At 59.2% G+C, this 24,665-nt stretch carries 17 protein-coding genes and 2 pseudogenes; 10 read left to right on the forward strand and 9 right to left on the reverse strand.

Annotation, left to right across the window (positions count from 1 at the left end):
• Positions 1–174: 174 nt before the first annotated feature.
• The 6 genes from AD669_RS20285 to edd form a co-directional block, all read right to left on the reverse strand.
• Positions 175–1,476 (reverse strand): ABC transporter substrate-binding protein, encoded by a 1,302-nt coding sequence (locus tag AD669_RS20285; protein WP_053123019.1) that lies wholly within the window; start codon positions 1,474–1,476, stop codon positions 175–177.
• Positions 1,477–1,594: 118 nt separating this feature from the next.
• Positions 1,595–2,854 (reverse strand): AGE family epimerase/isomerase, encoded by a 1,260-nt coding sequence (locus tag AD669_RS20290; protein WP_053123020.1) that lies wholly within the window; start codon positions 2,852–2,854, stop codon positions 1,595–1,597.
• Positions 2,855–3,043: 189 nt separating this feature from the next.
• Positions 3,044–4,513, reverse strand: a complete 1,470-nt coding sequence (locus tag AD669_RS20295; RefSeq protein ID WP_053123022.1) for an ATP-binding protein — start codon at positions 4,511–4,513, stop codon at positions 3,044–3,046.
• Complete coding sequence (locus tag AD669_RS20300; protein WP_008082801.1) at positions 4,503–5,234, reverse strand: response regulator; 732 nt, start codon at positions 5,232–5,234, stop codon at positions 4,503–4,505. The genes AD669_RS20295 and AD669_RS20300 overlap by 11 nt, the downstream gene beginning before the upstream one ends.
• A gap of 216 nt (positions 5,235–5,450) precedes the next feature.
• Complete coding sequence (locus tag AD669_RS20305; RefSeq protein WP_053123024.1) at positions 5,451–6,410, reverse strand: glucokinase; 960 nt, start codon at positions 6,408–6,410, stop codon at positions 5,451–5,453.
• On the reverse strand, positions 6,407–8,233 hold the full coding sequence (gene edd / locus AD669_RS20310) for a phosphogluconate dehydratase (RefSeq protein WP_053123026.1): 1,827 nt from the start codon (positions 8,231–8,233) through the stop codon (positions 6,407–6,409). Before edd ends, AD669_RS20305 begins: the two co-directional genes overlap by 4 nt.
• A gap of 220 nt (positions 8,234–8,453) precedes the next feature.
• Between edd and gap the strand changes: the two genes are divergently transcribed.
• The 9 genes and pseudogenes from gap to AD669_RS20350 all read left to right on the forward strand — a co-directional run bounded on the left by gap (position 8,454) and on the right by AD669_RS20350 (position 19,252).
• The gene (gap, locus tag AD669_RS20315; RefSeq protein ID WP_053123028.1) at positions 8,454–9,455 is read left to right on the forward strand and encodes a type I glyceraldehyde-3-phosphate dehydrogenase; all 1,002 of its coding nucleotides are present in this window, start codon (positions 8,454–8,456) and stop codon (positions 9,453–9,455) included.
• 188 nt (positions 9,456–9,643) lie between these two features.
• Positions 9,644–10,171 (forward strand): RNA polymerase sigma factor, encoded by a 528-nt coding sequence (locus AD669_RS20320; protein ID WP_053123030.1) that lies wholly within the window; start codon positions 9,644–9,646, stop codon positions 10,169–10,171.
• A gap of 107 nt (positions 10,172–10,278) precedes the next feature.
• Positions 10,279–11,244 carry a FecR domain-containing protein gene (locus tag AD669_RS20325; RefSeq protein WP_053123032.1) on the forward strand — a complete coding sequence of 322 codons (966 nt, stop codon included), beginning with the start codon at positions 10,279–10,281 and terminating at the stop codon, positions 11,242–11,244.
• Between the two features lie 120 nt (positions 11,245–11,364).
• Positions 11,365–13,920 (forward strand): TonB-dependent receptor, encoded by a 2,556-nt coding sequence (locus AD669_RS20330; protein WP_053123034.1) that lies wholly within the window; start codon positions 11,365–11,367, stop codon positions 13,918–13,920.
• Between the two features lie 112 nt (positions 13,921–14,032).
• Positions 14,033–14,641, forward strand: a complete 609-nt coding sequence (locus AD669_RS20335) for a biliverdin-producing heme oxygenase (protein WP_053123036.1) — start codon at positions 14,033–14,035, stop codon at positions 14,639–14,641.
• A gap of 167 nt (positions 14,642–14,808) precedes the next feature.
• The gene (locus AD669_RS20340) at positions 14,809–15,204 is read left to right on the forward strand and encodes a YbaN family protein (protein WP_053123038.1); all 396 of its coding nucleotides are present in this window, start codon (positions 14,809–14,811) and stop codon (positions 15,202–15,204) included.
• A gap of 657 nt (positions 15,205–15,861) precedes the next feature.
• Positions 15,862–16,821: pseudogene (locus AD669_RS29065) on the forward strand (chemotaxis protein); the annotation flags it as partial.
• A gap of 378 nt (positions 16,822–17,199) precedes the next feature.
• Positions 17,200–17,727, forward strand: a pseudogene (locus tag AD669_RS29070) (methyl-accepting chemotaxis protein); the annotation flags it as partial.
• Positions 17,728–17,902: 175 nt separating this feature from the next.
• Entirely contained in the window at positions 17,903–19,252 is a 1,350-nt protein-coding gene (locus AD669_RS20350) for a CoA transferase (RefSeq protein ID WP_053123042.1), read from the forward strand.
• A 474-nt stretch (positions 19,253–19,726) separates the two neighbouring features.
• Here the strand turns inward: AD669_RS20350 and AD669_RS20355 are convergent, their stop codons facing one another.
• The 3 genes from AD669_RS20355 to arcD (AD669_RS20365) form a co-directional block, all read right to left on the reverse strand.
• On the reverse strand, positions 19,727–20,275 hold the full coding sequence (locus AD669_RS20355; RefSeq protein ID WP_053123043.1) for an RICIN domain-containing protein: 549 nt from the start codon (positions 20,273–20,275) through the stop codon (positions 19,727–19,729).
• 155 nt (positions 20,276–20,430) lie between these two features.
• The gene (locus AD669_RS20360) at positions 20,431–21,294 is read right to left on the reverse strand and encodes a DNA-3-methyladenine glycosylase (RefSeq protein WP_053123045.1); all 864 of its coding nucleotides are present in this window, start codon (positions 21,292–21,294) and stop codon (positions 20,431–20,433) included.
• Positions 21,291–22,718: an arginine-ornithine antiporter gene (arcD, locus tag AD669_RS20365; RefSeq protein ID WP_053123047.1), complete on the reverse strand. Its 1,428-nt coding sequence runs from the start codon at positions 22,716–22,718 to the stop codon at positions 21,291–21,293. The genes AD669_RS20360 and arcD (AD669_RS20365) overlap by 4 nt, the downstream gene beginning before the upstream one ends.
• Positions 22,719–23,214: 496 nt before the next feature.
• Here arcD (AD669_RS20365) and arcD (AD669_RS20370) point away from each other — a divergent pair, with 496 nt between their 5' ends.
• Complete coding sequence (gene arcD / locus AD669_RS20370; protein ID WP_053123050.1) at positions 23,215–24,642, forward strand: arginine-ornithine antiporter; 1,428 nt, start codon at positions 23,215–23,217, stop codon at positions 24,640–24,642.
• The last annotated feature ends 23 nt before the right edge of the window (positions 24,643–24,665 follow it).

Genomic DNA, 24,665 nt, shown 5'->3' on the forward strand with positions numbered 1-24,665 from the left:
CTGTGGCGAGGGGATTTATCCCCGATCGGCTGCGAAGCAGTCGCAAAACCATTGCACGCGGTATTTCTGAAACTGCGCCGCTGCAACTTTCTGGGGTCGCTTCGCAACCCATCGGGGATAAATCCCCTCACCACAAAAGCCCGCCCCCACAGGAGAAGCCTGTGCTACCGATGCTTATTTAGCGGACTTGATCGCTGCGCCGAGTTTCTTGGCGGTGTCGGCCGGGTCGGCTTTCGGGTCGTTGATGTAGTTGGTCACGACATCAAAGAACGCGCCTTGCACGGCCAGCGTGGTCGCCATGTTGTGCGCCATGCTTGGTTGCAGTCCGCCGGATTTGGCGTCAGCCAGGAAGTCCTTCGCAGCGGTCTGTGCGCAGGAATCGAAGCCCAGCGCTTCCATGTTGTTCAACATGTCGTTGCGAACCGGGATCGAGCCTTTGTTGATGCTGAAGACTTTCTGGAAGTTTTCACCCAACACGACTTTGGCAATGTCTTTCTGACCGGCCGCAGTGCCTGCGTCTTTCTGCTTGAACACAGCCAGCGAGTCGATGTTGTAGGTGAACGCTTTGTCTGTGCCCGGGAAGGCTACGCACTCGTAATCCTTGCCGGCGATTTTCTTGGCGGCAGTCCATTCGGACTTGGCCCAGTCACCCATGATCTGCATGCCGGCCTTGCCGTTGATGACTTTGGCCGCTTCCAGGTTCCAGTCCTGACCTTTGCCGTCGACGTCCATGTAGGTCGCGACTTTCTTCAGCTCGGTCAGTGCCTTGACCATCTCCGGACCGGTCAGCGCGCCGTTGTCCAGATCAACCAGGGCTTTCTTGTAACCATCGACACCCATGACCGACAGCACCACGGCTTCGAACACGGTGCTGTCCTGCCAAGGCTGACCGCCGTGAGCCAGCGGAATAAAGCCCGCTGCCTTCAGCTTATCGCCCGCAGCGTAGAATTCTTCGAGGGTGGTCGGGTTCTTGGTGATGCCGGCTTTCTTGAAGACTTCCGGGTTGATCCACAGCCAGTTCACGCGGTGAATGTTCACCGGCACGGCCACGTAATCACCGTCGTACTTCACGGTATCGGAGACTTTCTTGTCGAGCAGGCTGTCCCACTTTTCCGACTTGGCGACGTCTTTCAACACGTCGGTGTCGAGCAGGCCGGTCGATGCCCATTCCTGGATGTCCGGGCCTTTGATCTGAGCAACGCCAGGCGGGTTGCCGGCGACTGCACGGCTTTTCAGCACGGTCATGGCAGTGGCACCGCCACCACCGGCGACAGCGCCGTCTTTCCAGGTGAAACCGTCTTTTTCGACTTGAGCCTTGAGCACATCAACAGCGGCTTTTTCGCCACCGGACGTCCACCAGTGCACGACTTCGACCGAACCTTTGGATTCGGCAGCAGAAACACTGAGAGGCAGAATTGCGAGCGGGAACAGGGAGGCGACAGAAATGACAGTAGCGAGGCGAGAAATCGCATTCATCTGAGATGTACCTTTCTTGTTGTTATGCATGCAAGTCTGGTGCTTGCGCTGCACAGGAGTTTAAACAGGACGTTTCCCTTCGCAGGTAACGAAGGGACGCGCGAATGTCACCGCATGGTTACACAGGAATCTCTTGAGACAACTGCGCCAAAGCAGTCGCCATGCTCGGTGACAAGGGTAGACGAGGGATCAGCACGGCTTGCCAGGCGTGATACAGATCGGGTTTGCCCGCCCAGATATCGGCACTCGGGAGGTTTTGCGGATTGAGTTCGTGATGCCAACTGCCGTCGCAACGATCGATGAAATGCGTTTCGCAGAATTCCCAGAACAGCCGATACCAGGTTTCGTATTGCTCATCGCCGGTGCGTTTGAGCAAGGCACTGGCGGCGGCGCTGGCTTCGGCGTGCGTCCAGTGCAAGCGATGACGGACGACGGCTTTGTTGTTCCAGTCGAGGGTGTAAACGATGCCCGGCAAACCATCGACGTTCCAGCCGTTGCGGCAATTGTTTTCGAAGAGCTTCTGCGCATCGGTCGCCAGCCAACCGGGCGTGAGCATACCGGCCTGCACCCGCGCTGCTTCGAGGTGCAGCAACAGCCGCGCCCACTCGAAACCGTGGCCCGGCGTGGTGCCGTAAGGGCGAAAACCGTCAGCCGGATTGTCGTGGTTGTATTCACGCAGCGGTTGCCAGTCGCGATCGAAGTGTTCGATGACCATGTAACCGTTGCCGGCAGCGTGAGCGTGGATCACCCGCTCGACGATGCGTTGCGCACGCACCAGCCAGCGCGGGTCTTCGGTGACATCGGCCAGCGCGAGGAACGCCTCGGTGGCGTGCATGTTGCTGTTGGCGCCGCGATAGGCTTCTTCTTCGCTCCAGTCGCGATTGAAGAATTCGCGCATGGCGCCCTCTTCTTCGCTCCAGAAATACGTGTCGATGATGTCGATCGCATCATCCAGCAACGCTTGCGCACCAGGCCGCTTGGCGGCGACAGCGGAACTGGCGGCCAGTGCGACGAAAGCATGCAGATAGGCGTTTTTGCCGGTGTTGTCGTCGCGGTGTTCGGCGACGGCGAACCAGCCACCGTGCAACGCATCACGCAACGGCCCGCGCAGTGCGGCGATGCCGTGATCGACCAGTTCAGCGAAACCCGGCAAGCCCTGAATATGGGCCATGGCGAAGCTGTGGGTCATGCGCGCGGTGTTCATGGTTTCGGCTTGCGCGTTCGCTGGCAGGCGGCCGCGTTCGTCGAGGTTGCCGAAACCTTGCGGGAGTTTTGCAGCCTTGGCGAAATCCAGCAGACGCAGGCCTTCAGCGGCAAGCCATTGCTGGTGGGCAGGGGCGTTCAGCCAACTGCTGAAGCCGGGTTGGAAGCGATCCATGGGTGGCCTTTTTTGTTGTTATGACTGCGGGGAGTCTAAACAACGGGCCGGGGCGGGCTTGTAACGAAGGGGGCGGGTTTTGTCACCAGACCGTGACATTGGAAAGAGCAAAGTCAAAAAGATCGCAGCCTTCGGCAGCTCCTACAGGGATCAGTGTAGGAGCTGCCGAAGGCTGCGATCTTTTGATCTTCAGTCCGCCGATCGCGGCAATTGCAGGGTCACCCGCAACCCACCCTCACGCAAATTCTGCAACGTCACTTCGCCGCCATGACTGTGGGCGATGTTGCGCGCAATGCCCAATCCCAGGCCATACCCCTGCTGCTGCCCCGCCAATCTGAAGTGCGGCTCGAACACCTGCTCCAGCCGCTGCTCCGGCACGCCAGGGCCTTCATCATCAACGTGCAAGACAAACGCGCTGTCATCGTCATCGATGTGCAAATGCGCGTTCTGCCCGTACTTCAACGCGTTGTCGATCAAGTTGCCAATGCAGCGTTTCAGCGCCAACGGCTTGCCCGAATACGCCGCCAGTGCCCGGCCCTGTTGGGTCACGCGGCCATTGCCGTTTGGCGCCAGATACGGCTCGACCAGACAATCGAGCACATGGTTAAGGTCGACCGGTTCGATGTTCTCGTGGATATCGGTGTCTTTCACGCATTGCAGCGCGCCTTTGACCAGCAGCTCCAACTCGTCGAGATCGCGGCCGAACTTGGCTTGCAGTTGCTCGTCTTCAAGCAATTCCACGCGCAAACGCAATCGCGTGATCGGTGTGCGCAGGTCATGGGAAATAGCACTGAACAACTGGCTGCGTTCGGTCAGGTAACGGCTGATGCGTTCGCGCATGCTGTTGAACGCGCGCCCCACTTCCACCACTTCACTGCCGCCGCCCTCCGCCACCGGCTCAACGTCGGCACCCAGCGACATGTCCCGCGCCGCACGTGCCAGACGCTTGAGCGGGCGGCTCTGCCAGTGCACCAGCACGCCGATGAACAACAACAGAAAGCCACTGGTGAGGACTATGAACCACACCTGCTGCGACGGCAGGCCTTGTTCTTCAAGACTGGTGTACGGCTCGGGCAGCAACGAGGCGATGTACAGCCATTCGCCCGGCGCCATCTGGATTTGCGTGACCAGAACCGGCGGATTGACCGGCTCAAGGGTCAACGCGTAATGCGCCCACGAGCGTGGCAATTCATCGAGTTTCAGCCCGGCGTTGAAGATCCGCAGATCCTCGGGACTGACAAAGGTCACCGAAATATCGGTGTCATGACCGAGGGTCTGGCGCAGCACTTCGTCGACGGCTTTCATCACCGCCGCTTTACGCGGGGTGACCGGCAAAACGTCCATGCCCAGCGGTTTGTCATTGAGCGTCACGACAAACCGCGTGCCGCCCATGCTGCGCAATTGGTCGAGCACCAACGGCCGGTAAGCCACCGGCAACGAGCGGAAATAACTGACGCTGGCGGTCATCGAATGGGCGAGACTGCGGGCGCTGGTGACCAGGCCTTCAAGCTGGGTGGCGCGCAGTTGCGAGACCCAGATCACGCTGGACAACGTCTGCGCAAAAAGCACGGCGAGCAAGGTCAGCAGCAACATCCGCCCGAGCAGCGAGCGCGGTACCGGCACCTTGGCGGCGAGTTTACGCAGCGACTCAGTGACCATTGCCGGCAACCACATTGGCTGCCAATTGGTAACCGCTGCCGCGCACGGTGCGGATCAGTCGCGGCGGTTTTTCCGTATCGCGCAGGCGTTGGCGCAAGCGGCTGACGGCCATGTCGACGATGCGATCGAGCGGCATCAGGTCGCGGCCACGGGTGGCGTTGCCGATGGTGTCGCGGTCGAGGATTTCCTGCGGATGATCGAGGAACAGTTTCAGCAGGGCGAAGTCGGCGCCGGAGAGAATCACTTCTTCGCCGTCGGTGTGAAAGAGACGATGACTCACCATGTCCAGCCGCCATTCATCAAATGCCAGCACTTCGCTGCCGTTACGTTCCTGACCGAATTGCGCGCGGCGCAGCAGGGCTTTGATCCGCGCTTGCAGTTCGCGCGGGCTGAAGGGTTTGCCGAGGTAGTCGTCAGCGCCGAGTTCGAGTCCGATCACGCGATCGGCTTCGTCGGAACTGGCGGTGAGCATGATGATCGGCACCTGCGCCTGACGCGGATGCTGACGCACCCAGCGGCACAGGCTGAAGCCGTCTTCGTCGGGGAGCATGACATCGAGGATCACCAGATCACTCGGCGCCTCGTTGAGTGCCTGGCGGAAACTGGCGCCATCGGCCGTGGCACGTACCTGAAACCCGGCGCGGGTCAGGTAGGTTTCCAGCAACTCGCGTATTTCCTGGTCGTCATCGACCAACAATATCGACTTGTTGACTGAGCTCACTTCGAAGGCATCCTTGTTGTTGGAATTGGGGCGGATTATGCCTTAAGCATCGAACTTACAAACACTACAGAACCACTGTGAAAGATAAACCTGTGGCGAGGGGATTTATCCCCGATGGGTTGCGCAGCAGCCCCCGCTTTTTTTGGGGCCGCTGCGCGACCCATCGGGGATAAATCCCCTCGCCACAAAGGTTCACTCTTGAAGCTGGATTGCACTTCAGGTTGGGCTGGATTGCTCGAGGGCCACACCCGCGCCCATCAGCCCGGAATACGGCGCTGTCACCAGCCACACCGGTATGCCTTTGAAATAATCACTCATGCAGCCCTTATCCGCAAAGCTGCGGGCAAAACCGCTTTCGAGGAAGAAATCGGCAAACCGTGGAATCACGCCGCCAACGATAAACACCCCGCCACGCCCACCCGTGGTCAGCACGTTATTGCCGGCGACACGGCCGAGCCAGCAGCAGAACTGCTCGAGCACTTCCAGCGCAATCGGATCACCCGCCAGACCGGCCGCGGTAATCGCTTCCGGCGTATCAAGTGTCGGTTCATGTCCGTCCACCGCGCAGATCGCCCGGTAAACCCGAGGTAAACCGCCGCCGCTCAACGCCGTCTCGGCGCTGACATGGCCGATTTCGTTATGGATGTGCTGCCACAATTGCGTTTCACGCGGGCTGCTCAGCGGCAGATCAACGTGACCGCCCTCACCCGGCAATGCGGCAAAACGGCCTTCACCCAAATCGAGCAAAGTACCCACGCCAAGGCCAGTGCCCGGGCCGATCACCACCGCCGGGCGCAACGGCTCCGGCGTGCCTTCGCAGACCACGCGGAATTCGCCGGGCTGCAAACGGGTCATGCCCAGCGCCATTGCCGAGAAGTCGTTGACCAGCAACAATTGCTCGACCTGCAAGGTTTTGCAGAACGCCGTGCGGCTCAGCCGCCAGTGGTTATTGGTGAATTTAAATTCATCACCACTGACCGGACCGGCCACCGACAGACACACTGAACCGATCGCGCCCGGCGCCAGACCGAGCCCGCTCAGGTAGAGGCTGATCGCCTCTTCCGGGCTGGCGTGGTCGGCGGTGGCCAAGACCTGAACCGATTGCAGTTGCTGATCTTTCCACAACGCAAACCGTGCGTTGGTGCCTCCGATGTCACCGACCAAAGCCAGTTTCAATTAAGCGTCTCCAGGGCAGAAGTGAAGGCGCTGGCGCCCTGCTCTGCCGAGCTGAAGGCCATGCGCATAAAGCCGAACAGTTCGCGACCGCTGCCGATGTTGTTGCCCAACAGGCCTTTGGCGGGTTCGCGCGCTGCAAATTCTGCGGCGTCGACTTTAAGTTCTAAAGTGCCTTTGACGCCATCGACGCGGATGATATCGCCCTCTTGCACGCGTGCCAAAGCGCCGCCGACATAAGCTTCGGGGCTGACGTGAATCGCCGCCGGGATTTTCCCCGAGGCGCCGGACATGCGCCCGTCAGTTACCAGCGCGACTTTGAAGCCGCGATCCTGCAGCACACCGAGGAACGGCGTCATCTTGTGCAACTCGGGCATGCCGTTGGAGCGCGGGCCCTGGAAGCGCATCACGGCGACAAAATCTTTTTCCAGCAGACCGGCCTTGAACGCGTCAGCCAGATCCTGTTGATCCTGGAACACCATCGCCGGTGCTTCGACGATCTGGTTTTCCAGCGCCACCGCAGACACCTTCATCACGCCGCGCCCGAGGTTGCCTTCCATCACGCGCAAACCGCCTTCCTGCGAGAACGCACGCGCGACCGGGCGCAGGATGTTTTCGTCGAGGCTGTCGACCGGGCCTTCGCGCCAGACCAGTTCACCGTTATCGAGGAACGGTTCTTTGGTGTACTTGCTCAAGCCGTGGCCGAGCACCGTGTTGACGTCTTCGTGCAACAGACCGGCGCCGAGCAGTTCGCGGATCAGGAACGACATGCCGCCCGCCGCCTGGAAGTGGTTGATGTCGGCTTTGCCGTTCGGGTAGACGTGGCTCAGGGTCGGCACGACTTCGGAGAGGTCGGCCATGTCCTGCCAGGTCAGTTGAATGCCCGCTGCCATGGCGATGGCCGGCATGTGCAGGGTGTGGTTGGTCGAGCCGCCGGTGGCGTGCAGCGCCACAATCGAGTTGACCAGCGACTTCTCGTCGACGATTTCGCCGATCGGCATGAAGTTGCCGTTTTGTTTGGTCAGGCGCGTGACTTGATGCGCGGCTTCGCGGGTCAGCGCGTCACGCAGCGGCGTGTTCGGGTTGACGAACGAGGCGCCCGGCAAGTGCAGGCCCATGACTTCCATCAGCAACTGGTTGGTGTTGGCGGTGCCGTAGAACGTGCAGGTGCCCGGGCTGTGGTAGGACTTCATCTCCGATTCCAGCAGCTCTTCGCGGGTCGCTTTGCCTTCGGCGTACTTCTGGCGCACGTCGGCTTTTTCCTTGTTGGAAATCCCCGAGACCATCGGCCCGCCCGGCACGAAAATCGTCGGCAGGTGGCCGAAACGCAGCGACCCCATCATCAGGCCCGGCACGATCTTGTCGCAGATGCCGAGCATCAGCGCGCCGTCGAACATGTTGTGCGACAGCGCTACCGCTGTGGACATGGCAATCACTTCGCGGCTCGGCAGGCTCAGTTCCATGCCCGGCTCGCCTTGGGTCACGCCGTCGCACATCGCCGGGGTACCACCGGCGAACTGGCCGACCGAGCCGATTTCGCGCAGGGCGTTTTTGATCTGTTCCGGGAACACTTCGTACGGCTGGTGCGCCGAGAGCATGTCGTTATAAGACGAAACAATGGCGATGTTCGCCGAGTTCATCATCCGCAGGCTGTGCTTGTCTTCGCTGCCGCAACCGGCCACGCCATGGGCGAAGTTGGCGCATTGCAGCTTGCCGCGCATCGGCCCGTCAGTGGCGGCGCCGCGAATCAGTGCAAGGTAAGCCTGACGCGTGGCGCGGCTGCGGGCGATAAGCCGTTCGGTGACCTCAAGAACGCGGGGATGCATGTGTAGAACTCCAGGCTAACGGATGTGGCGACCTGATTGTCTATGCTGATCAAACGCCGTTGTTGTTGGAATGACAGACGGTTTTTTTGATCATTCGGACCAGTTGATTCAGGTCACTCGTTGTAGATAAAACAAAATATTGCCATTAAAAAGGCTTGTTTTCTATTTTTATGCGAATAATCTTGTAATTCCAACAACAAAACGACGGCGGCGCTGTTCCATGACTCTACGAATCGCAATCAATGGTTTTGGCCGCATCGGCCGTAATGTCCTGCGCGCACTGTATACCCAAGGCTATCGACAGGATTTGCAGATCGTCGCCATCAACGATCTGGGCGACAGCTCGATCAACGCCCATCTGCTCAAATACGACACCGTTCACGGCACGTTCGACGCGCAAGTCGAGCATGACAACGAGAGTCTGACCGTCAACGGCGACCGCATTGCGGTCAGCGCGATTCGCAATCCGGCCGACCTGCCCTGGGCCGCGGAAAAGATTGATGTGGTGTTTGAATGCACCGGTCTCTTTACCGACCGCGCCAAAGCGGCCGCGCATATTACTGCCGGCGCGCGCAAAGTGATTATCTCGGCCCCGGCCAAAGGCGCCGACGCCACCGTCGTTTATGGTGTGAACCACGACATTCTGCGCCAATCGCATCAGATCATCTCCAACGCTTCGTGCACCACCAACTGCCTGGCGCCAGTGGCGCAGGTGCTGCACCGTGAGCTGGGCATCGAAAGTGGTTTGATGACCACCATTCACGCCTACACCAACGATCAGAACCTCACCGACGTCTATCACACCGATCCGTACCGCGCGCGTTCGGCCACGCAAAACATGATCCCGAGCAAGACCGGCGCTGCTGAAGCGGTCGGCCTGGTGTTGCCGGAACTGGCCGGCAAACTGACGGGCATGGCCGTGCGGGTGCCGGTGATCAATGTGTCGCTGGTGGATTTGACCGTGCAATTGAAGCGCGAAGCCTCGGCGGATGAGGTCAACGCGCTGCTCAAGGCTGCGAGCCAGCATTCGAAGATTTTGGGTTACAACACGTTGCCGCTGGTTTCCAGCGACTTCAACCACAACCCGCTGTCGTCGATCTTCGACGCCAACCACACCAAATCCAGCGGCAAACTGCTGAAAGTGCTGGCCTGGTACGACAACGAGTGGGGCTTCTCCAACCGCATGCTGGATAACTGCCTGGCGCTGTGTAACGCCGAGTAAGGTTGCCTCGCTCTCCCCGTAGGAGCTGCCGAAGGCTGCGATCTTTTGATCTTGTTTTTAAGATCAACATCAAAAGATCGCAGCCTTCGGCAGCGCCTACATTTATCCGTGTCGATCACAAAACAATACTTGACCATTCGCATAGATGATAAGCATTATCATTCGCTCGAAATGGATCAGGTTCCCCCGTGAGTCAATCGCGCTTCAACCACGTCTTCCTCACCCAGCGTATGTCCCTGCTGCGGACGCTGGAACGGATGGTCAACAATCACAGCACCGCTGAAGACCTGCTGCAGGAAACCTACTTGCGCGTGACGCGGGCGTTGAGCGAGCGGGCCATCGATCACCTCGAGCCCTTTGTCTTCCAGACCGCGCGCAATCTGGCGCTGGATCATTTGCGTGCGCGCAAGCTGCACTCGCGGACGATGGTCGATGACGTGCCCCAAGACGTCGTGCACAGCATCGCCGCCCCCGCCAGCAGCGCCGAAGACGCCGCCCACGCCGAACAAATGCTGGAGCGATTGAACGTGAGTCTCAGCGAACTCAGCTCGCGTCAGCAGCAGATTTTCATCCTCAGCCGTTTGCACGGCAACAGCTACCAGGAAATCGCGGACGAACTGAACGTCTCCCTGAGTACTGTGCAGAAAGAATTGAAACTGATCATGTCCATTTGCATCGGCGTCGCCGAACGGCATAACAGCAGCGGCGAGTTATAAGCTTCAAGCGGCAAGCTGAAAACTCAAAGTTCACACCGAATGAGCTTTAGCTTGCAGCTTGTCGCTTGAAACTCGAAACTTGCTTTGAAAAAGCCCGAGGAAACACCGTGACGGACACCCACCGCTCGCCTTCGCCTGACTCGGCGCGGGACGCTGCAGACGCAATGGACCAGGCGCTGGACTGGCTCATCCTGCTCGGCAGCCCGGACGAGGAGCAGACCCGGCAGTTCCATGCCTGGCTGGCGGCTGATCCGTTGAACGCCGAAGCGTTCGCCAAGGCGCAGGCGATCTGGGATGGCCCGCAAGTCATTCAGTGCGCGCAAAGCCTCGCGGCGAAACCGGCCAAGGTCACCTTTCTCAAGCGGTTGCGCCCGCACTGGAAACCGTTGGCCACTGCTGCGGTGCTGATTCTTGGTCTGTTCAGTTTCAGCAACCTGCCGATGCGCATTCAGGCCGATCACTTGACGGTGGTCGGCGAGCGTCAGCGCCTGCAACTGGAGGACGGTTCGAAAGTCCTGCTCAACACCAATTCCGCGTTCTCCAGCACCATCAATGATCAGCAACGCGTGGCGCGGTTGTATCAAGGCGAGGCGTATTTCGAGATCGCCGGCAGCCGCACTCAGCCCTTGGAAATCGATGCCGGCCCGGTCAAAGCCAGTGTGCGCGACACCGAATTCGCCGTGCGTTATCTCGATGGCGTCGCGCAGGTCAACGTCCAGCGTGGTGATGTCGATTTGCGCGCGACCCACAACGATGCCCGCGTGCGCCTGTCGGCCGGGGAAAGTATCCGCATCGGCCCTAATGGCTTCGACCGCCCGTCCAAACTCGACGCTGCGACCGATCTGGCCTGGGTGCAGGGCCGACTGGTGTTCGAGAACTGTCCGCTCAACCAAGTGCTGGCCGAGCTGCGCCGCTACTATCCGGGCTGGATCATCAATACCAACGAGCAGTTGGCCGACGTCGCCGTGACCGGCAATTATCGCCTCGATCAACCACTCGACGTGGTGCGCTCTCTCGCCCACATCACCTCCGCGCGCTTGCAGGAATTTCCGGCGCTGGTGATCTTGAACTAAATGAGAATTATTTTTACTCGATAGCTGGAGCCCGTTCGTCTCGTTATAGCCAATGCAATTGATTCGCATCACGATGCCAATCAGCACCTATAAAGATTCGTGCGACACGGAGCGCTATCGATGTCCTCACGCCTTACCCGTCAGACTTCCCCTTCCCGCGTATTGTCGCTGCTGACCGCTGCCATTCTCATGGCCGGCACCGCACCGCTGATGGCTGCCACCGAGCAACCGGCGCGCAACATGGGTGATTACGCGTTCTCCATCAACCAGCAACCGCTGGTGTCGGCGCTCAATGCCTTCACCTCTGTGACCGGTTGGCAGGTCGGCTTGCCAGCGGAACTGGGTCAGGGCGTATCGTCGCCGGGCGTGCGCGGTTCGCTGCCGCCGGAGAAAGCGCTGGAGCGGCTGTTGGTGGGGACCAATCTGAGCTTCCGCAAGCTGAGCAACAACAATGTGGTGCTGGAAAAGCGCAACAGCAGCGGCACCCTTAACCTTGATCAGGTGACCATCAGCGCCACGCGTCAGGAACAGTCGGTCAATAGCGTGCCGGCCACCGTCAGCGTGCAGACCCGCGAAGATCTCGATCGCAACAACGTCAATTCGATCAAGGATCTGGTGCGGTACGAGCCGGGCGTTTCGGTGGGCGGCGCCGGTCAACGTGCCGGCATCACCGGCTACAACATCCGTGGTATCGATGGCGACCGCGTCCTGACTCAGGTCGACGGCGTGCAAGTGCCGGACAGTTTCTTCAACGGCCCGTACGCACAGACCAACCGCAATTACGTCGACCCGGAAATCGTCAAACGCGTCGAAATTCTCCGAGGCCCGGCCTCTGTGCTGTACGGCAGCAACGCGATTGGCGGCGCCGTCAGCTACTACACCCTCGATCCGGACGACATCATCAAGCCTGGCCAGGACGTCGGCGCCCGGCTGAAAACCGGTTACAGCTCGGCCGATGACAGCTGGCTGACCTCCGGCACCGTTGCTGGCCGCACCGGCGACTTCGACGGTTTGCTGCACCTGAGCCAGCGCAACGGTCACGAAACCGAATCCTACGGCGAAACCGGTGGCACCGGCCTGAACCGCACCGAGGCCAACCCGGAAGACGTGCGCACCACCAACGTGCTGGCCAAACTCGGCTGGAACTACGCTGACGACGCGCGCTTCGGCCTGACCTACGAACACTATAAAGATGATCGCGACACCAACCAGTTGAGCGCCGTCGGCGGCCCGTTCAACGCTGGACGCGGTTTCGGTTTCTATAAGTCGCGCACCGGCAACGACACCGTTACCCGCGAGCGTTTTGGTCTGGAACACCGCTTCGCACTGGACACTGTGCTGGCCGACAACATCAAGTGGTCGCTCAACTATCAGATCGCCAAGACCGATCAGAGCACCCAGGAAATCTACGCGCCGTCGCGCACTGTGCTGCGTAACCGTGACACCAATTACAAAGATCGCCAGTGGGTGTTCGATGCGCAGGCTGACAAGTCGTTTGCCATCGCCGACACCGATCACACCATCACCTACGGCACGACCATCAAGCAGGACAAGGTCACCGGTCTGCGCACCGGCTCCGGCACCTGCCTGACTGTCGCCGGTGCCTGCCGCGCCATCGGGGCGCCAAGCGCCGCCGACACCTTGACACCGGCCAGCGACTTCCCGGATCCGACCATCAACAGCTACAGCCTGTTTGCCCAGGATCAGATCAGCTGGGGCAACTGGACGTTCCTGCCGGGCGCACGTTACGACTACACCGAACTCAAACCGCACATCACCGATGAGTTCCTCGCCACTGCCGACCAGAGCGGTAACGGTCTGGTCAGCGACGAGAAGAAAACTTGGCATCGTCTGTCGCCGAAGTTCGGCACCACTTACAGCTTCAACGACAACTACACCTGGTACGGTCAATACGCCGAAGGCTTCCGCACACCGACAGCCAAGGCTTTGTATGGTCGCTTTGAAAACCTCGCGGGCGGCTATCAGGTCGCGCCGAACCCGGATTTGGAACCGGAAAAAAGCAAAAGCTATGAAACCGGTCTGCGTGGCCAGTTTGAAGCGGGCACCTTCGACGTTGCGGTGTTCTACAACAAGTACCGTGATTTCATCGACGAGAACGCCATCACTCCCGGCTACACCGAGACCACGTTCCAGAGCAACAACATCAAACACGCCACCATCAAAGGCGTGGAGCTTAAAGGTCGCTTGAACCTCGATACCTTCGGCGCACCGACCGGCCTCTACACCCAAGGCTCGATGGCGTACCTGTATGGCCGCAACGACGACAGCGGTGAGCCGCTGAACAGCATCAATCCGCTGACCGGCGTGTTCGGCCTCGGTTATGACCAGGACAAATACGGCGCGCTGCTGAGCTGGACGCTGGTCAAGCGCAAGGATCGTGTCGACAGCACCATGTTCAAAACACCGGACGGCACCAGCACCCAGTTCAAGACCCCGGGTTATGGCGTGCTCGATCTGGCGGGCTTCTACAAAGTCACCGACGACGTGACCGTCAACGCCGGTCTCTACAACCTGACCGACAAGAAATACTGGCAGTGGGATGACGTGCGCGGTTACGACAGCGTTGGCGAAGCCTCGGTCACGCAACCGGCCAACCTCGATCGCCTGACCCAACCGGGCCGCAACTTCGCGATCAATCTGGTTTGGGACATCTGATCCGGCCGACCTCACTGCGCGTGTTCAAGCACCGCGCAGTGAGGTTTTTTTACGCTCAGGCGTCTGCTTGTTCGTCTCGTTAGCAAGCGCCTCTCTTTCTCAAGGATTTCCCATGACAGCTCAAGACACCGAACAACGCCCTGCCCTGCGTTCGCAACGCTTGAACCAGATCACCAACGAGCCGCACACCAAGCTCGATGCCCTGGTGAAGGCTCACGCGCCGTTCGAGACCCGCGCCAACTTCGCTCGTTTCGTGGTCGCGCAGTACCTGTTCCAGTCGGAACTGGTCGACCTCTACAACAGCGCCGAACTGACCGCCATCGTCCCTGACCTGCCGGCCCGCTGCCGCGCTGAAGCGGCCAAGGCTGACCTCGCCGATCTCGACACCGAAGTCCCGGCACCGGTCGCTGGCGCGGTGAAAAACCCGAGCAAGGCACGGGCACTGGGCTGGATCTTTGTGTCCGAAGGTTCGAAGCTCGGCGCTGCGTTCCTGATCAAACGCGCCGTGGCCCTGGAGCTGAGCGAAACCTTCGGCGCCCGTCACCTCGGTGAGCCAGAAGGTGGCCGTGCCGAAGGCTGGAAGAGCTTCGTGCGCACCCTGGATTCGCTGCAATTCAGCGCTGAAGAAGAAGCCGAAGTGGAGCAAGGCGCGATCGACGCGTTCAACCGCTTCACCGTGTTGCTGGAACAGGCTTACGCGACAGAAGCCGAACTGGCCTGATTCCCGACACGATCCCTTGTAGGAGCAAGGCTTGCCCGCGAAAGCGTCAGCCCATTCAACATCATCGTTGACTGACACACCGCCTTCGCGGGCAAGCCTTGCTCCTACAAGGGCCCGCGTAAATCTGTAAGATCCCGATCCCGCTTCAGAAGCATCCCGCCGAGCCCATGCCGCAACCAGCCTCCTCCAAACTCGCCCGCGTGCTGTTCGGCCTCCTGGCCTACGTCAGCCTCGGCATCGGCCTGATCGCCATTGTCGTGCCCGGCCTGCCGACCACCGAGTTCATCCTCCTCGCCGCCTGGGCCGCCACCCGCAGTTCGCCGCGCCTGAGTGCCTGGCTGGAAAACCATCGCCTGTTCGGGCCGATTCTGAGCAACTGGCGCAACGGCAAAATCATCGCGCGCAAAGCCAAAGTCAGTGCGACGGTGAGCATGCTGCTCTGCGCGACGTTGATGCTGGTGGTGCTCGATCACGGCTGGCCGATCTATCTGGCGATCGCCGGGATGGGGTTGGGGAATCTGTGGATCTGGTCGCGCCCGGAAACCATCACTAAACCCGCCTGATATTTCAAAGATCACTCCAAATCTGCGGCATACATAAACCCTGTGGCGAGGGGATTTATCCCCGCTGGGCTGCGAAGCAGCCCCAAACCCGGCCCCCCCATTCCACTGACAGACCGCATTATCTTGTCTAACGACTGCTTCGCAGCCGAACGGGGATAAATCCCCTCACCACAAGTGCCCTCCCAAACACGCAGACACTTCCCTGAAATTGTTCTGATTTCCAGCACTTTCCCCTGCGCAAACGTTTAGCGCTGACCGTTCGTCGGCGCGCACCTCATGCCTTTTCGCCTCGCGCCGATGAGCATTCATGGCGCTGAATGGATTTGGCGAACCGGGTAGTCCATACCCGCAAGCCACCCGTTTATCCATTCGCGAGATCGCCCCATGTTCGACTCTCTGTCCATCCGCCTGAAAATCGTCCTGCTCTCCGGTCTTTGCCTGCTCGGTGTGGTCGCGCTGATTGTTGGCATGAACATCTACCAGACCAACCAGAACGATGAACTGGTCAGCAACTCCAGCAACCAGCTGCTCACCGCCAGTGTGCAAAACCTGCTGCAAGCCAAAGCCGCCGAACAAGCGGTGCGGGTGCAGAAAACCTTTGGCGAAAGCTTGTTGGTGATTACCGCGCTGGCGGATCAGATCAAAGACCTGCGCGCGATGGCCGCCAAGCGTTCGCTGGACGCCGGCGCCCTGCGCGAAGAGTTGAACCTGAGCCTGAAAACCGCCTTCGAGCGCAACGATAAAGTGCTCGGAATCTGGCTCGCCTTCGAACCCAATGGCCTCGACGGCAAGGACAGCGAGTTCGCCAACGACGCCGCGCGCCAGTCCAACGAAGCCGGACGTTTCGCGACCTATTGGAGCCGCGCGGCCGGCGCCACGCTGAACACGATCATGGTCGAAGAAGACCTGACCAAAACCACCCTCAGCGTCAGCGGCACACCGTACAACAGCTGGTACACCTGCCCTCGCGACAACAAACGCACCTGCTTGCTCGACCCGTACGCCGACACCGTGGGCAATAAGGAAATGCTCATGACGACCATTTCCGTACCGTTGATTGTCGACGGCAAAGCGATTGGCGTGGTCGGTGTCGACATCGCCCTCGACGCGCTGCAAGCAGCCGCCGTCGAGTCGCAACGCAACCTCTTCAACAACGCCGGGCACATGCTTATCGTCTCCGGCAGCGGCGTGCTCGGCGCCGACAGCTCAGACGCGACCAAGGTCGGCAAAAAGATCAACGACACCCTCGGCGCCAATGGCCAGGACGTACTGCAACTGCTCGCCTCCGGCACTCCGAAAATCCTCGAACAGGGCGACCTGATTCGAGCGGTTTACCCGGTCGACCCGATTGGCAACTCGCGTGCGTGGGGCGTGGTCATCGACCTGCCGAAACAAGTGCTGCTGGCCGACTCGGTCAAGCTGCAAGCGGTGCTCGATGATGCCCAGGAAACCGGCGTGCTCACCGCGCTGCTGGTGGCTGTGGTGGCTGGTGTCGTTGGCCTGCTGCTGATCTGGCTGACCGCGTCTGGCGTTACCCGTCCGATCAACAGCGTCGCCGAGATGCTGAAGAACATCGCCAGCGGTGAAGGCGATCTGACCCAGCGTCTGAACTACAGCAAGAAAGATGAACTGGGCGAACTGGTGAACTGGTTCAACCGTTTCCTCGACAAGCTGCAACCGACCATCGCGCAGATCAAACAGAGCATCACCGAAGCGCGCGGCACCGCCGACCAGTCTTCGGAAATCGCCCGTCAGACCAGCGAAGGCATGCAGGTGCAGTTCCGCGAAATCGATCAGGTCGCTACCGCGTCCAACGAAATGAGCGCCACCGCTCACGACGTCGCCAACAGCGCGTCGAACGCAGCCAACGCCGCGAAAGGTGCCGATCAGTCGGCGAAGGACGGCATGTCGATCATCGAACGCAGCACCCGCGACATCAATCAATTGGCCGATGAAGTCAGCAAAGCGGTGACCGAAGTTGAAGCGCTGGCGGTCAACAGCGAGCAGATCGGTTCGGTACTGGAAGTGATCCGCAGCATCGCCGAACAAACCAACCTGCTCGCACTCAACGCGGCGATTGAAGCGGCCCGTGCCGGTGAGAGTGGACGCGGTTTCGCCGTGGTCGCCGACGAGGTGCGTAACCTCGCCAAACGCACGCAGGATTCGGTCGAAGAGATTCGCGTGGTGATCGAGCGTATTCAGACCGGCACCCGTGGCGTGGTCGCGACCATGCATTCGAGCCAGACTCAGGCACACAACAACGCCGGGCAGATTCGTCAGGCCGTGGATGCGCTGGGCAAGATCAGCGACGCGGTGACGGTGATCAGCGACATGAACCTGCAGATCGCCAGCGCGGCTGAACAGCAGAGCGCGGTGGCCGAAGAGGTTAATCGCAACGTTTCGGCGATTCGCACCGTGACCGAGACCCTGACCGGACAAGCCACCGAGTCGGCGGCGATCAGCAGCCAGCTCAATGCACTGGCGAGCCAGCAGATGAAATTGATGGATCAGTTCCGCGTCTAGACCCTCACCACACAAACGTGTAGGAGCAGAGCTTGCTCGCGAAGAGGCCGTCACATTCAACATCTTCGTCGACTGACACACCGCTTTCGCGAGCAAGCTCAGCTCCTACAAGAGCCTTCATCTAATCCCGTGACGTTTTGCACTATCATCGCCCTCTCGCTCCGGAGGGCCTTCGATGACTGATTTACTCACGTCCATTCAAGCCGCACTCGGCTTGCCGCACACGCCGATTGCGTTCACCGCCAGTGGCGCCCTGCCCTCGGCCTTCGCCGTCACCGATCTGGCCTGCGCCAGCATCGCCGCTGCCGGGCAAGCCGTCAGCGAACTCTTGCAGCAACAAACCGGCCACCTGCCCGCCGTAGAAGTCGATCGTCGTTTGGCCTCGTTTTGGTTCTCCTCATCACTGCGCCCGATCGGCTGGCAAGTGCCGCCGCTGTGGGATCCGGTCGCCGGTGACTACGCAACGCGCGACGGCTGGATTCGCCTGCACACCAACGCCCCGCATCACCGCGCCGCCGCTGAACGCGTGCTCGGTGCCTGTGCCGACCGCTCGGCGATGGCGGTGAAAGTCGCGCAGTGGGCGAGCACGGAACTGGAGCAAGCGGTGGTCGACGCCAAGGGTTGCGCCGCCGAAATGCGCAGTTGGGCGCAGTGGCAACAGCACCCGCAGGGGTTGGCGGTGAATGCCGAGCCGCTTGTTCACTTCTTCGCAGATCAGGATGAACATGCGAAATCGTGGCAAGGCTCGGTGGAACGCCCATTGGCCGGGATCAAGGTGTTGGATCTGACGCGAGTACTCGCCGGCCCTACCGCCAGTCGTTTCCTCGCGGGGCTCGGTGCTGAGGTTTTGCGCATCGATCCACCGACCTGGAACGAGCCCGGCGTCGTCCCGGAAATGACCTTGGGCAAACGCTGCGCACGGCTGGATTTGCAGGTTCCGGCGGATCGCGCGGTGTTCGAGAGTCTGCTGAAAGACGCCGACATACTGCTGCACGGTTATCGCGCTGATGCGTTGGAGAATCTTGGTTTCGGCGTTGAACGTCGTCGCCAATTGGCACCGGGATTGATCGACGTCTGCCTCAACGCTTACGGCTGGAGCGGCCCGTGGCAAAACCGCCGGGGTTTCGACAGCCTGGTGCAGATGAGCAGCGGCATCGCCGAGGCCGGGCAGCGTTGGAAGCAGGCGGACAAACCGACGCCGTTGCCGGTGCAGGCGCTGGATCATGCGACCGGCTATTTGATGGCGGCGAGTGCGATCAGGTTGCTGACTGAGCGGTTGCGGAATGGGCATGGTGGTTCGGCACAGTTGTCGTTAGCGCGGACGGCGAGGTTGTTGATCGAACACGGGTCCGGAATAGCCGAAGCGTTGCGTGCCGAGGATGAACAAGATCAGAACTCGTTGCTGGAGCAGACACCGTGGGGGCCGGCACATCGGTTGCTGGCGCCGGTGAAGATCATTGGCACACCGTTGCAGTGGGCGTTGCCGGCGACGGACTTGGGTTCGCATCGACCGCATTGGGTTTGAAGAGCCCCTCACCCTAGCCCACTCCCCGAGGGAGAGGGGACTGATTGGGGGATATTGTCGAAATTCACCGACTTGAAAGATCGGTGTTGAATCCAAAATCAGTATGGAGGATTGGCCTTGAATCCATAATCGACTCGGTCGTTCAGGTCGATGTATAGCGTCAGACACCTCGGTCGGCCCCCTCTCCCTCCGGGAGAGGGCTGGGGTGAGGGCAAGCCTTAAAACTGGCTTCACATCGTCCACAGAGGTAACCACTATCACAGTCTCTTCACGACCAACCAGAGCTGAAGAAACCCGCTGAAGTGACAGCTCTTTTTGCAGCCATATGCGCTCCGCCAACAAGTCTTTTCGTAATCACTGGGATCTGAAAGCGCAATCCATCAAATCTAAAAATTACTTTTTTGGAATATTAACTGCAACAAGACAACGACCCTGACTATTTTTAAAACACGTGCAACCGAACGATTATTTTTACTACCGACCCGGAACATTTACCAATTCCCAAGCCTGATAAATATTATCCAGACACGTTGTCGTCGTGACCTGCCCAGCAAGTGAACCACCGGTAATGTAATCCAGGCACGGCCCATAGGCAGCATTTACGATTTTGGGTAAAAAATACGACCATCTATACTGATTACCCATATTTTTTGTGCAGTTACGATCACTGTCTCCCGACACCACATTGTGCTGCCATTCCTTCCGAACGCATTGATTGGCCAAGTTTGTACCCACCGCGATCAGGTACTCTCCGTTTTTATAGAACGCTTGATTCAGATTAGAAGGGTCGCAGGCGCTCAGATACATCACCCCGCGGGCGCCGTTAATTGTGGCACATACGTTGTAATGTATATTCTTTATCATGAACCTTTGCAGCATTGCATCTTGCTCCAACGAATATACTGTCTGCGTTTGGACAGAGCTACAACCGTGGACCATGCACACCAACAGTAAAAAGACTGTTTTTAAAAAAGTTGACGTCGTTAAGCCCCACAAAGTTTCAATCCCATTTAACAAGCCCATGCCACCTCCTTTAGCCAAAATTAGTTACCTGAAAAGGCAACTCATATGAGCATTTTCGGTAGCACACAACACCTGTCATAACTGACAGTTTTAAATAATGTTTAGAGATAACACTCAAACTTGTTATGCAAATGCGCTCAATTAAATGGGCCGGATCAGTCCCCGCGGCTCAAAGACGCCCACAACACCTGCGCCGCATACCCGCGATAAGGCCGCCAACCCTCCGCCCGCACAGCCAATTCCCGCGCCGTCGGCCGCTGGCCCTCCAGCACTTCCAACGCCCGCAACAACCCGACATCGCCATGGGGAAACCCATCCAGATCGCGCAACTGTCGCAGCGCAATGTACTGCGCCGTCCACTCGCCAATCCCGTGCAACGCCAGCAACCGCGCCACCCCGCCTTCGCGATAAGGCTCAAATAATGCAGGATCATCGAGCAACGCCTGCGCCACGCCCGACAGTGTCCGCCCTCGACTCTTGGGCATCCCCAACGCCGCCAAATCCGCCTCAGCCAACACACAGGCCTCAGGAAACACATAGCTCAAACCCGGCACCGTCGATTGCAACGGCGCGCCATACTGAGCCACCAATTTCCCCGCCAAGCGAATCGCCGCCACCACGGTAATCTGCTGCCCGAGCACTGCGCGAAACGCCAGTTCCAAGCCATCCCACGCCCCCGGAATGCGCAACCCCGGACGCTCGGCCATCAACCGCACCAGCAGCGGATCCTGCGCAAGATGCCCTTGCATCACTGCCACATCCGCATCCAGATCGAACATCCGCCGCAACCGCCGCACAATCTCCGGCAGCGCCTGCGAATCAGGAAAATCCACTTCAACCGCCAGCGAATCAGCAGCACCGAGCCACACCGAAACCGTGCCATGCACCCCGTTCAACCCGATGCTGCGCGAATACACGCCATCGACCACGGTCTCCATCCCGACCACCGCTCGCGCCGTGAGAAAACCCAGCATCGCCTCCCAGTCATACGGCGGTTGATAGTCCAGCGCCAACCTCACAACGACAGCATGCCGCTGTACAAGCCATACGCCGCCAGACCCGCACCGATGATGACGACGGTAAAGATGCCCTTCTCAATAGACGTGAAGATCGGCTCGCCCTGTTCATGTTTGGCCTTGGCAAACAGGATCACCCCCGGCGCATACAGCAGCGCCGACAGCAGCAAATATTTCACCCCGCCGGCGTACAGCAACCACACCGCATAACCCAGGGCGATGCCGCCGATCAGCAAATCCTTGGTGCGTTCGGCCGAGGCGTGTTCGTAGGTTTCGCCACGCCCGCTCAGCAGCACGGCATACGCCGCCGACCACAGATACGGCACCAGAATCATCGACGACGCCAGATAAATCAGGCTGGTGTAGGTGCCCGCCGAAAACAGGGTGATCAGCAGGAAAATCTGGATCATCGCGTTGGTCAGCCACAACGCATTCACCGGCACATGGTTTTTGTTTTCCTTTTTCAGGAACGCCGGCATGGTTTTGTCTTTGGCCGTGGCGAAGAGAATTTCCGCACACAGCAGCGCCCACGACAGCAGCGCACCGAGCAGCGAGATTGCCAGGCCGATGCTGATCAGCAATGCGCCCCACGGCCCGACGATGTGTTCCAGCACCGCGGCCAGCGAAGGGTTTTGCAGGTTGGCCAGTTCCGGCTGGCTCATGATCCCCAGCGACAGCACGTTGACCAGCACAAGCAACGCCAACACACCGATAAAGCCGATCACCGTGGCGCGGCCGACGTCGCTGCGTTTCTCCGCGCGCGCTGAATAGACACTAGCGCCTTCGATGCCGATAAACACGAACACCGTGACCAGCATCATGTTGCGCACTTGATCCATGACATTGCCGAAGTTCGGGTTGCTGGTGCCCCAGATGTCGCGGGTAAAAATGTCGGCCTTGAAGGCGACGGCGGCAATGACGATGAACATGATCAGCGGCACGATCTTCGCCACCGTGGTCACCTGATTGATGAACGCTGCCTCTTTGATCCCGCGCATCACCAGAAAATGCACGCACCACAACAGCACCGAAGCACAACCGATGGCGATCGGCGTATTGCCCTGACCGAACACCGGAAAGAAGTAGCCGAGGGTGCTGAATAAAAGGACGAAATAACCGACGTTACCCAGCCAGGCGCTGATCCAGTAACCCCACGCCGATGAAAATCCCATGTAGTCGCCGAACCCGGCCTTGGCATAGGCGTAGACACCGGAATCCAGTTCAGGCTTGCGGTTGGCCAGGGTCTGAAAGACGAACGCCAGCGTGAGCATGCCGATCGCGGTGATGCCCCAACCGATCAATATCGCCCCGGCATCGGCCCGCGCCGCCATGTTCTGCGGCAGCGAGAAAATCCCCCCACCAATCATCGACCCCACCACCAGAGCGATCAACGCGCCTAGGCGCAGCTTTTGCGTCGGTTGCGACATTCAAATCTCCCTTCCTGATGAACGAATTCTCAATTTCCACCCAAACCCCAGGATCCACCCAAACCCCAGATGCACCGAACCCCTCACCACAGGTTTATGTCTTAACTAACTAAATGGGTAAAGAGTAAGTACGTTTATTAGATAACGCCAACAAATGCCCATTTATATATAGCCGATCACGCTAACGCCTAGCACGCTCAGACAATTTTGTGCGCTGATCCTAATAAATCAATTCTGTACTGAAAACAGACGCGGAAAATTTGCCAATCCGCCAAAACGAACTAGCGTCATAATTCGAAAGTAATAATAGCCATTCCCAAGCATGTAGCCACAAAGCGTCTAAATCGGGCTTCGCAGACGATAGCTTTATGCCTTCAGCCGATTCATAAGTCATTCATTAACAATGGAATGTGACCATGCACTGATCTAAGTCAGCTAACTGAACAGACAACAGAACTACGCTGTGATCTCTCTTCTCCTGCAATGGAGTCATGCAATGTCTGAAGCTCCCGGAAAACTACGACTCGGTGCATTGGTTGCGTTGGTAGTCGGTTCAATGATCGGTGGCGGGATATTCTCTTTGCCACAAAACATGGCCGCCAGCGCCGACGTTGGCGCCGTGCTGATCGGTTGGGCCATCACCGCTGTCGGCATGCTCACCCTCGCTTTTGTCTTCCAGACCCTCGCCAACCGAAAGCCTGACCTGGACGGCGGTGTCTACGCCTATGCCAAGGCCGGTTTTGGCGATTACATGGGTTTCTCGTCCGCCTGGGGTTACTGGATCAGTGCCTGGCTGGGCAACGTCGGTTACTTCGTTCTGCTGTTCAGTACCCTCGGCTACTTCTTCCCGATTTTCGGTGAAGGCAACACTGTCGCGGCCGTGATCGGCGCCTCGGTGCTGCTGTGGGCCGTGCACTTCCTCGTCCTGCGCGGGATCAAGGAAGCAGCGTTCATTAACCTTGTGACCACGGTCGCCAAGGTTGTGCCGCTGGTGCTGTTCGTTCTGATCGCGATTTTCGCCTTCAAACTGGACATCTTCACCGCCGACATCTGGGGTATCAAAAACCCTGATCTGGGCAGCGTGATGAACCAGGTGCGCAACATGATGCTGGTCACCGTGTGGGTGTTCATCGGCATCGAAGGCGCGAGCATCTTCTCGGCCCGCGCGGAAAAACGCTCGGACGTCGGTAAAGCCACCGTGATCGGCTTCATTACCGTGCTGCTGTTTCTGGTGCTGGTGAACGTGCTGTCGCTGGGCATCATGACTCAGCCGGAACTGGCGAAACTGCAGAACCCGTCGATGGCCGCCGTGCTTGAGCACGTGGTCGGTCACTGGGGCGCGGTGCTGATCAGCGTCGGTCTGATCATCTCGCTGCTGGGTGCGCTGCTGTCGTGGGTGCTGCTGTGTGCGGAGATCATGTTCGCCGCCGCCAAAGACCACACCATGCCGGAGTTCCTGCGCAAGGAAAACGAGAACCACGTACCGGTCAACGCCCTGTGGCTGACCAACGCGATGGTGCAGATTTTCCTGATCATCACCCTGTTCTCGGCGAGTACTTACCTGTCGCTGATCTACCTCGCCACTTCGATGATTCTGGTGCCGTACCTGTGGTCGGCGGCGTATGCCCTGCTGCTGGCGGTGCGCGGCGAAACTTACGAAGGCTTTGCCGCCGAACGGCGCAAGGATCTGATTATCGGCGGCATCGCGCTGATCTATGCGGTATGGCTGTTGTATGCCGGCGGGGTCAAGTACTTGCTGCTTTCGGCCCTGCTCTACGCACCTGGCGCGATCCTGTTCGCCAAAGCCAAGCTGGAACTCAAACAACCGATTTTCACTAATGTCGAGAAGCTGCTTTTCGCCGCGGTGATCGTGGGTGCCCTGGTGGCAGCCTATGGTCTCTACGACGGCTTCCTGACGCTGTAATACCCGACTAATTTGTCATCTGG

Source organism: Pseudomonas sp. P1.31 (assembly GCF_001269815.1).
GTDB classification, from domain to species: domain Bacteria; phylum Pseudomonadota; class Gammaproteobacteria; order Pseudomonadales; family Pseudomonadaceae; genus Aquipseudomonas; species Aquipseudomonas rustica.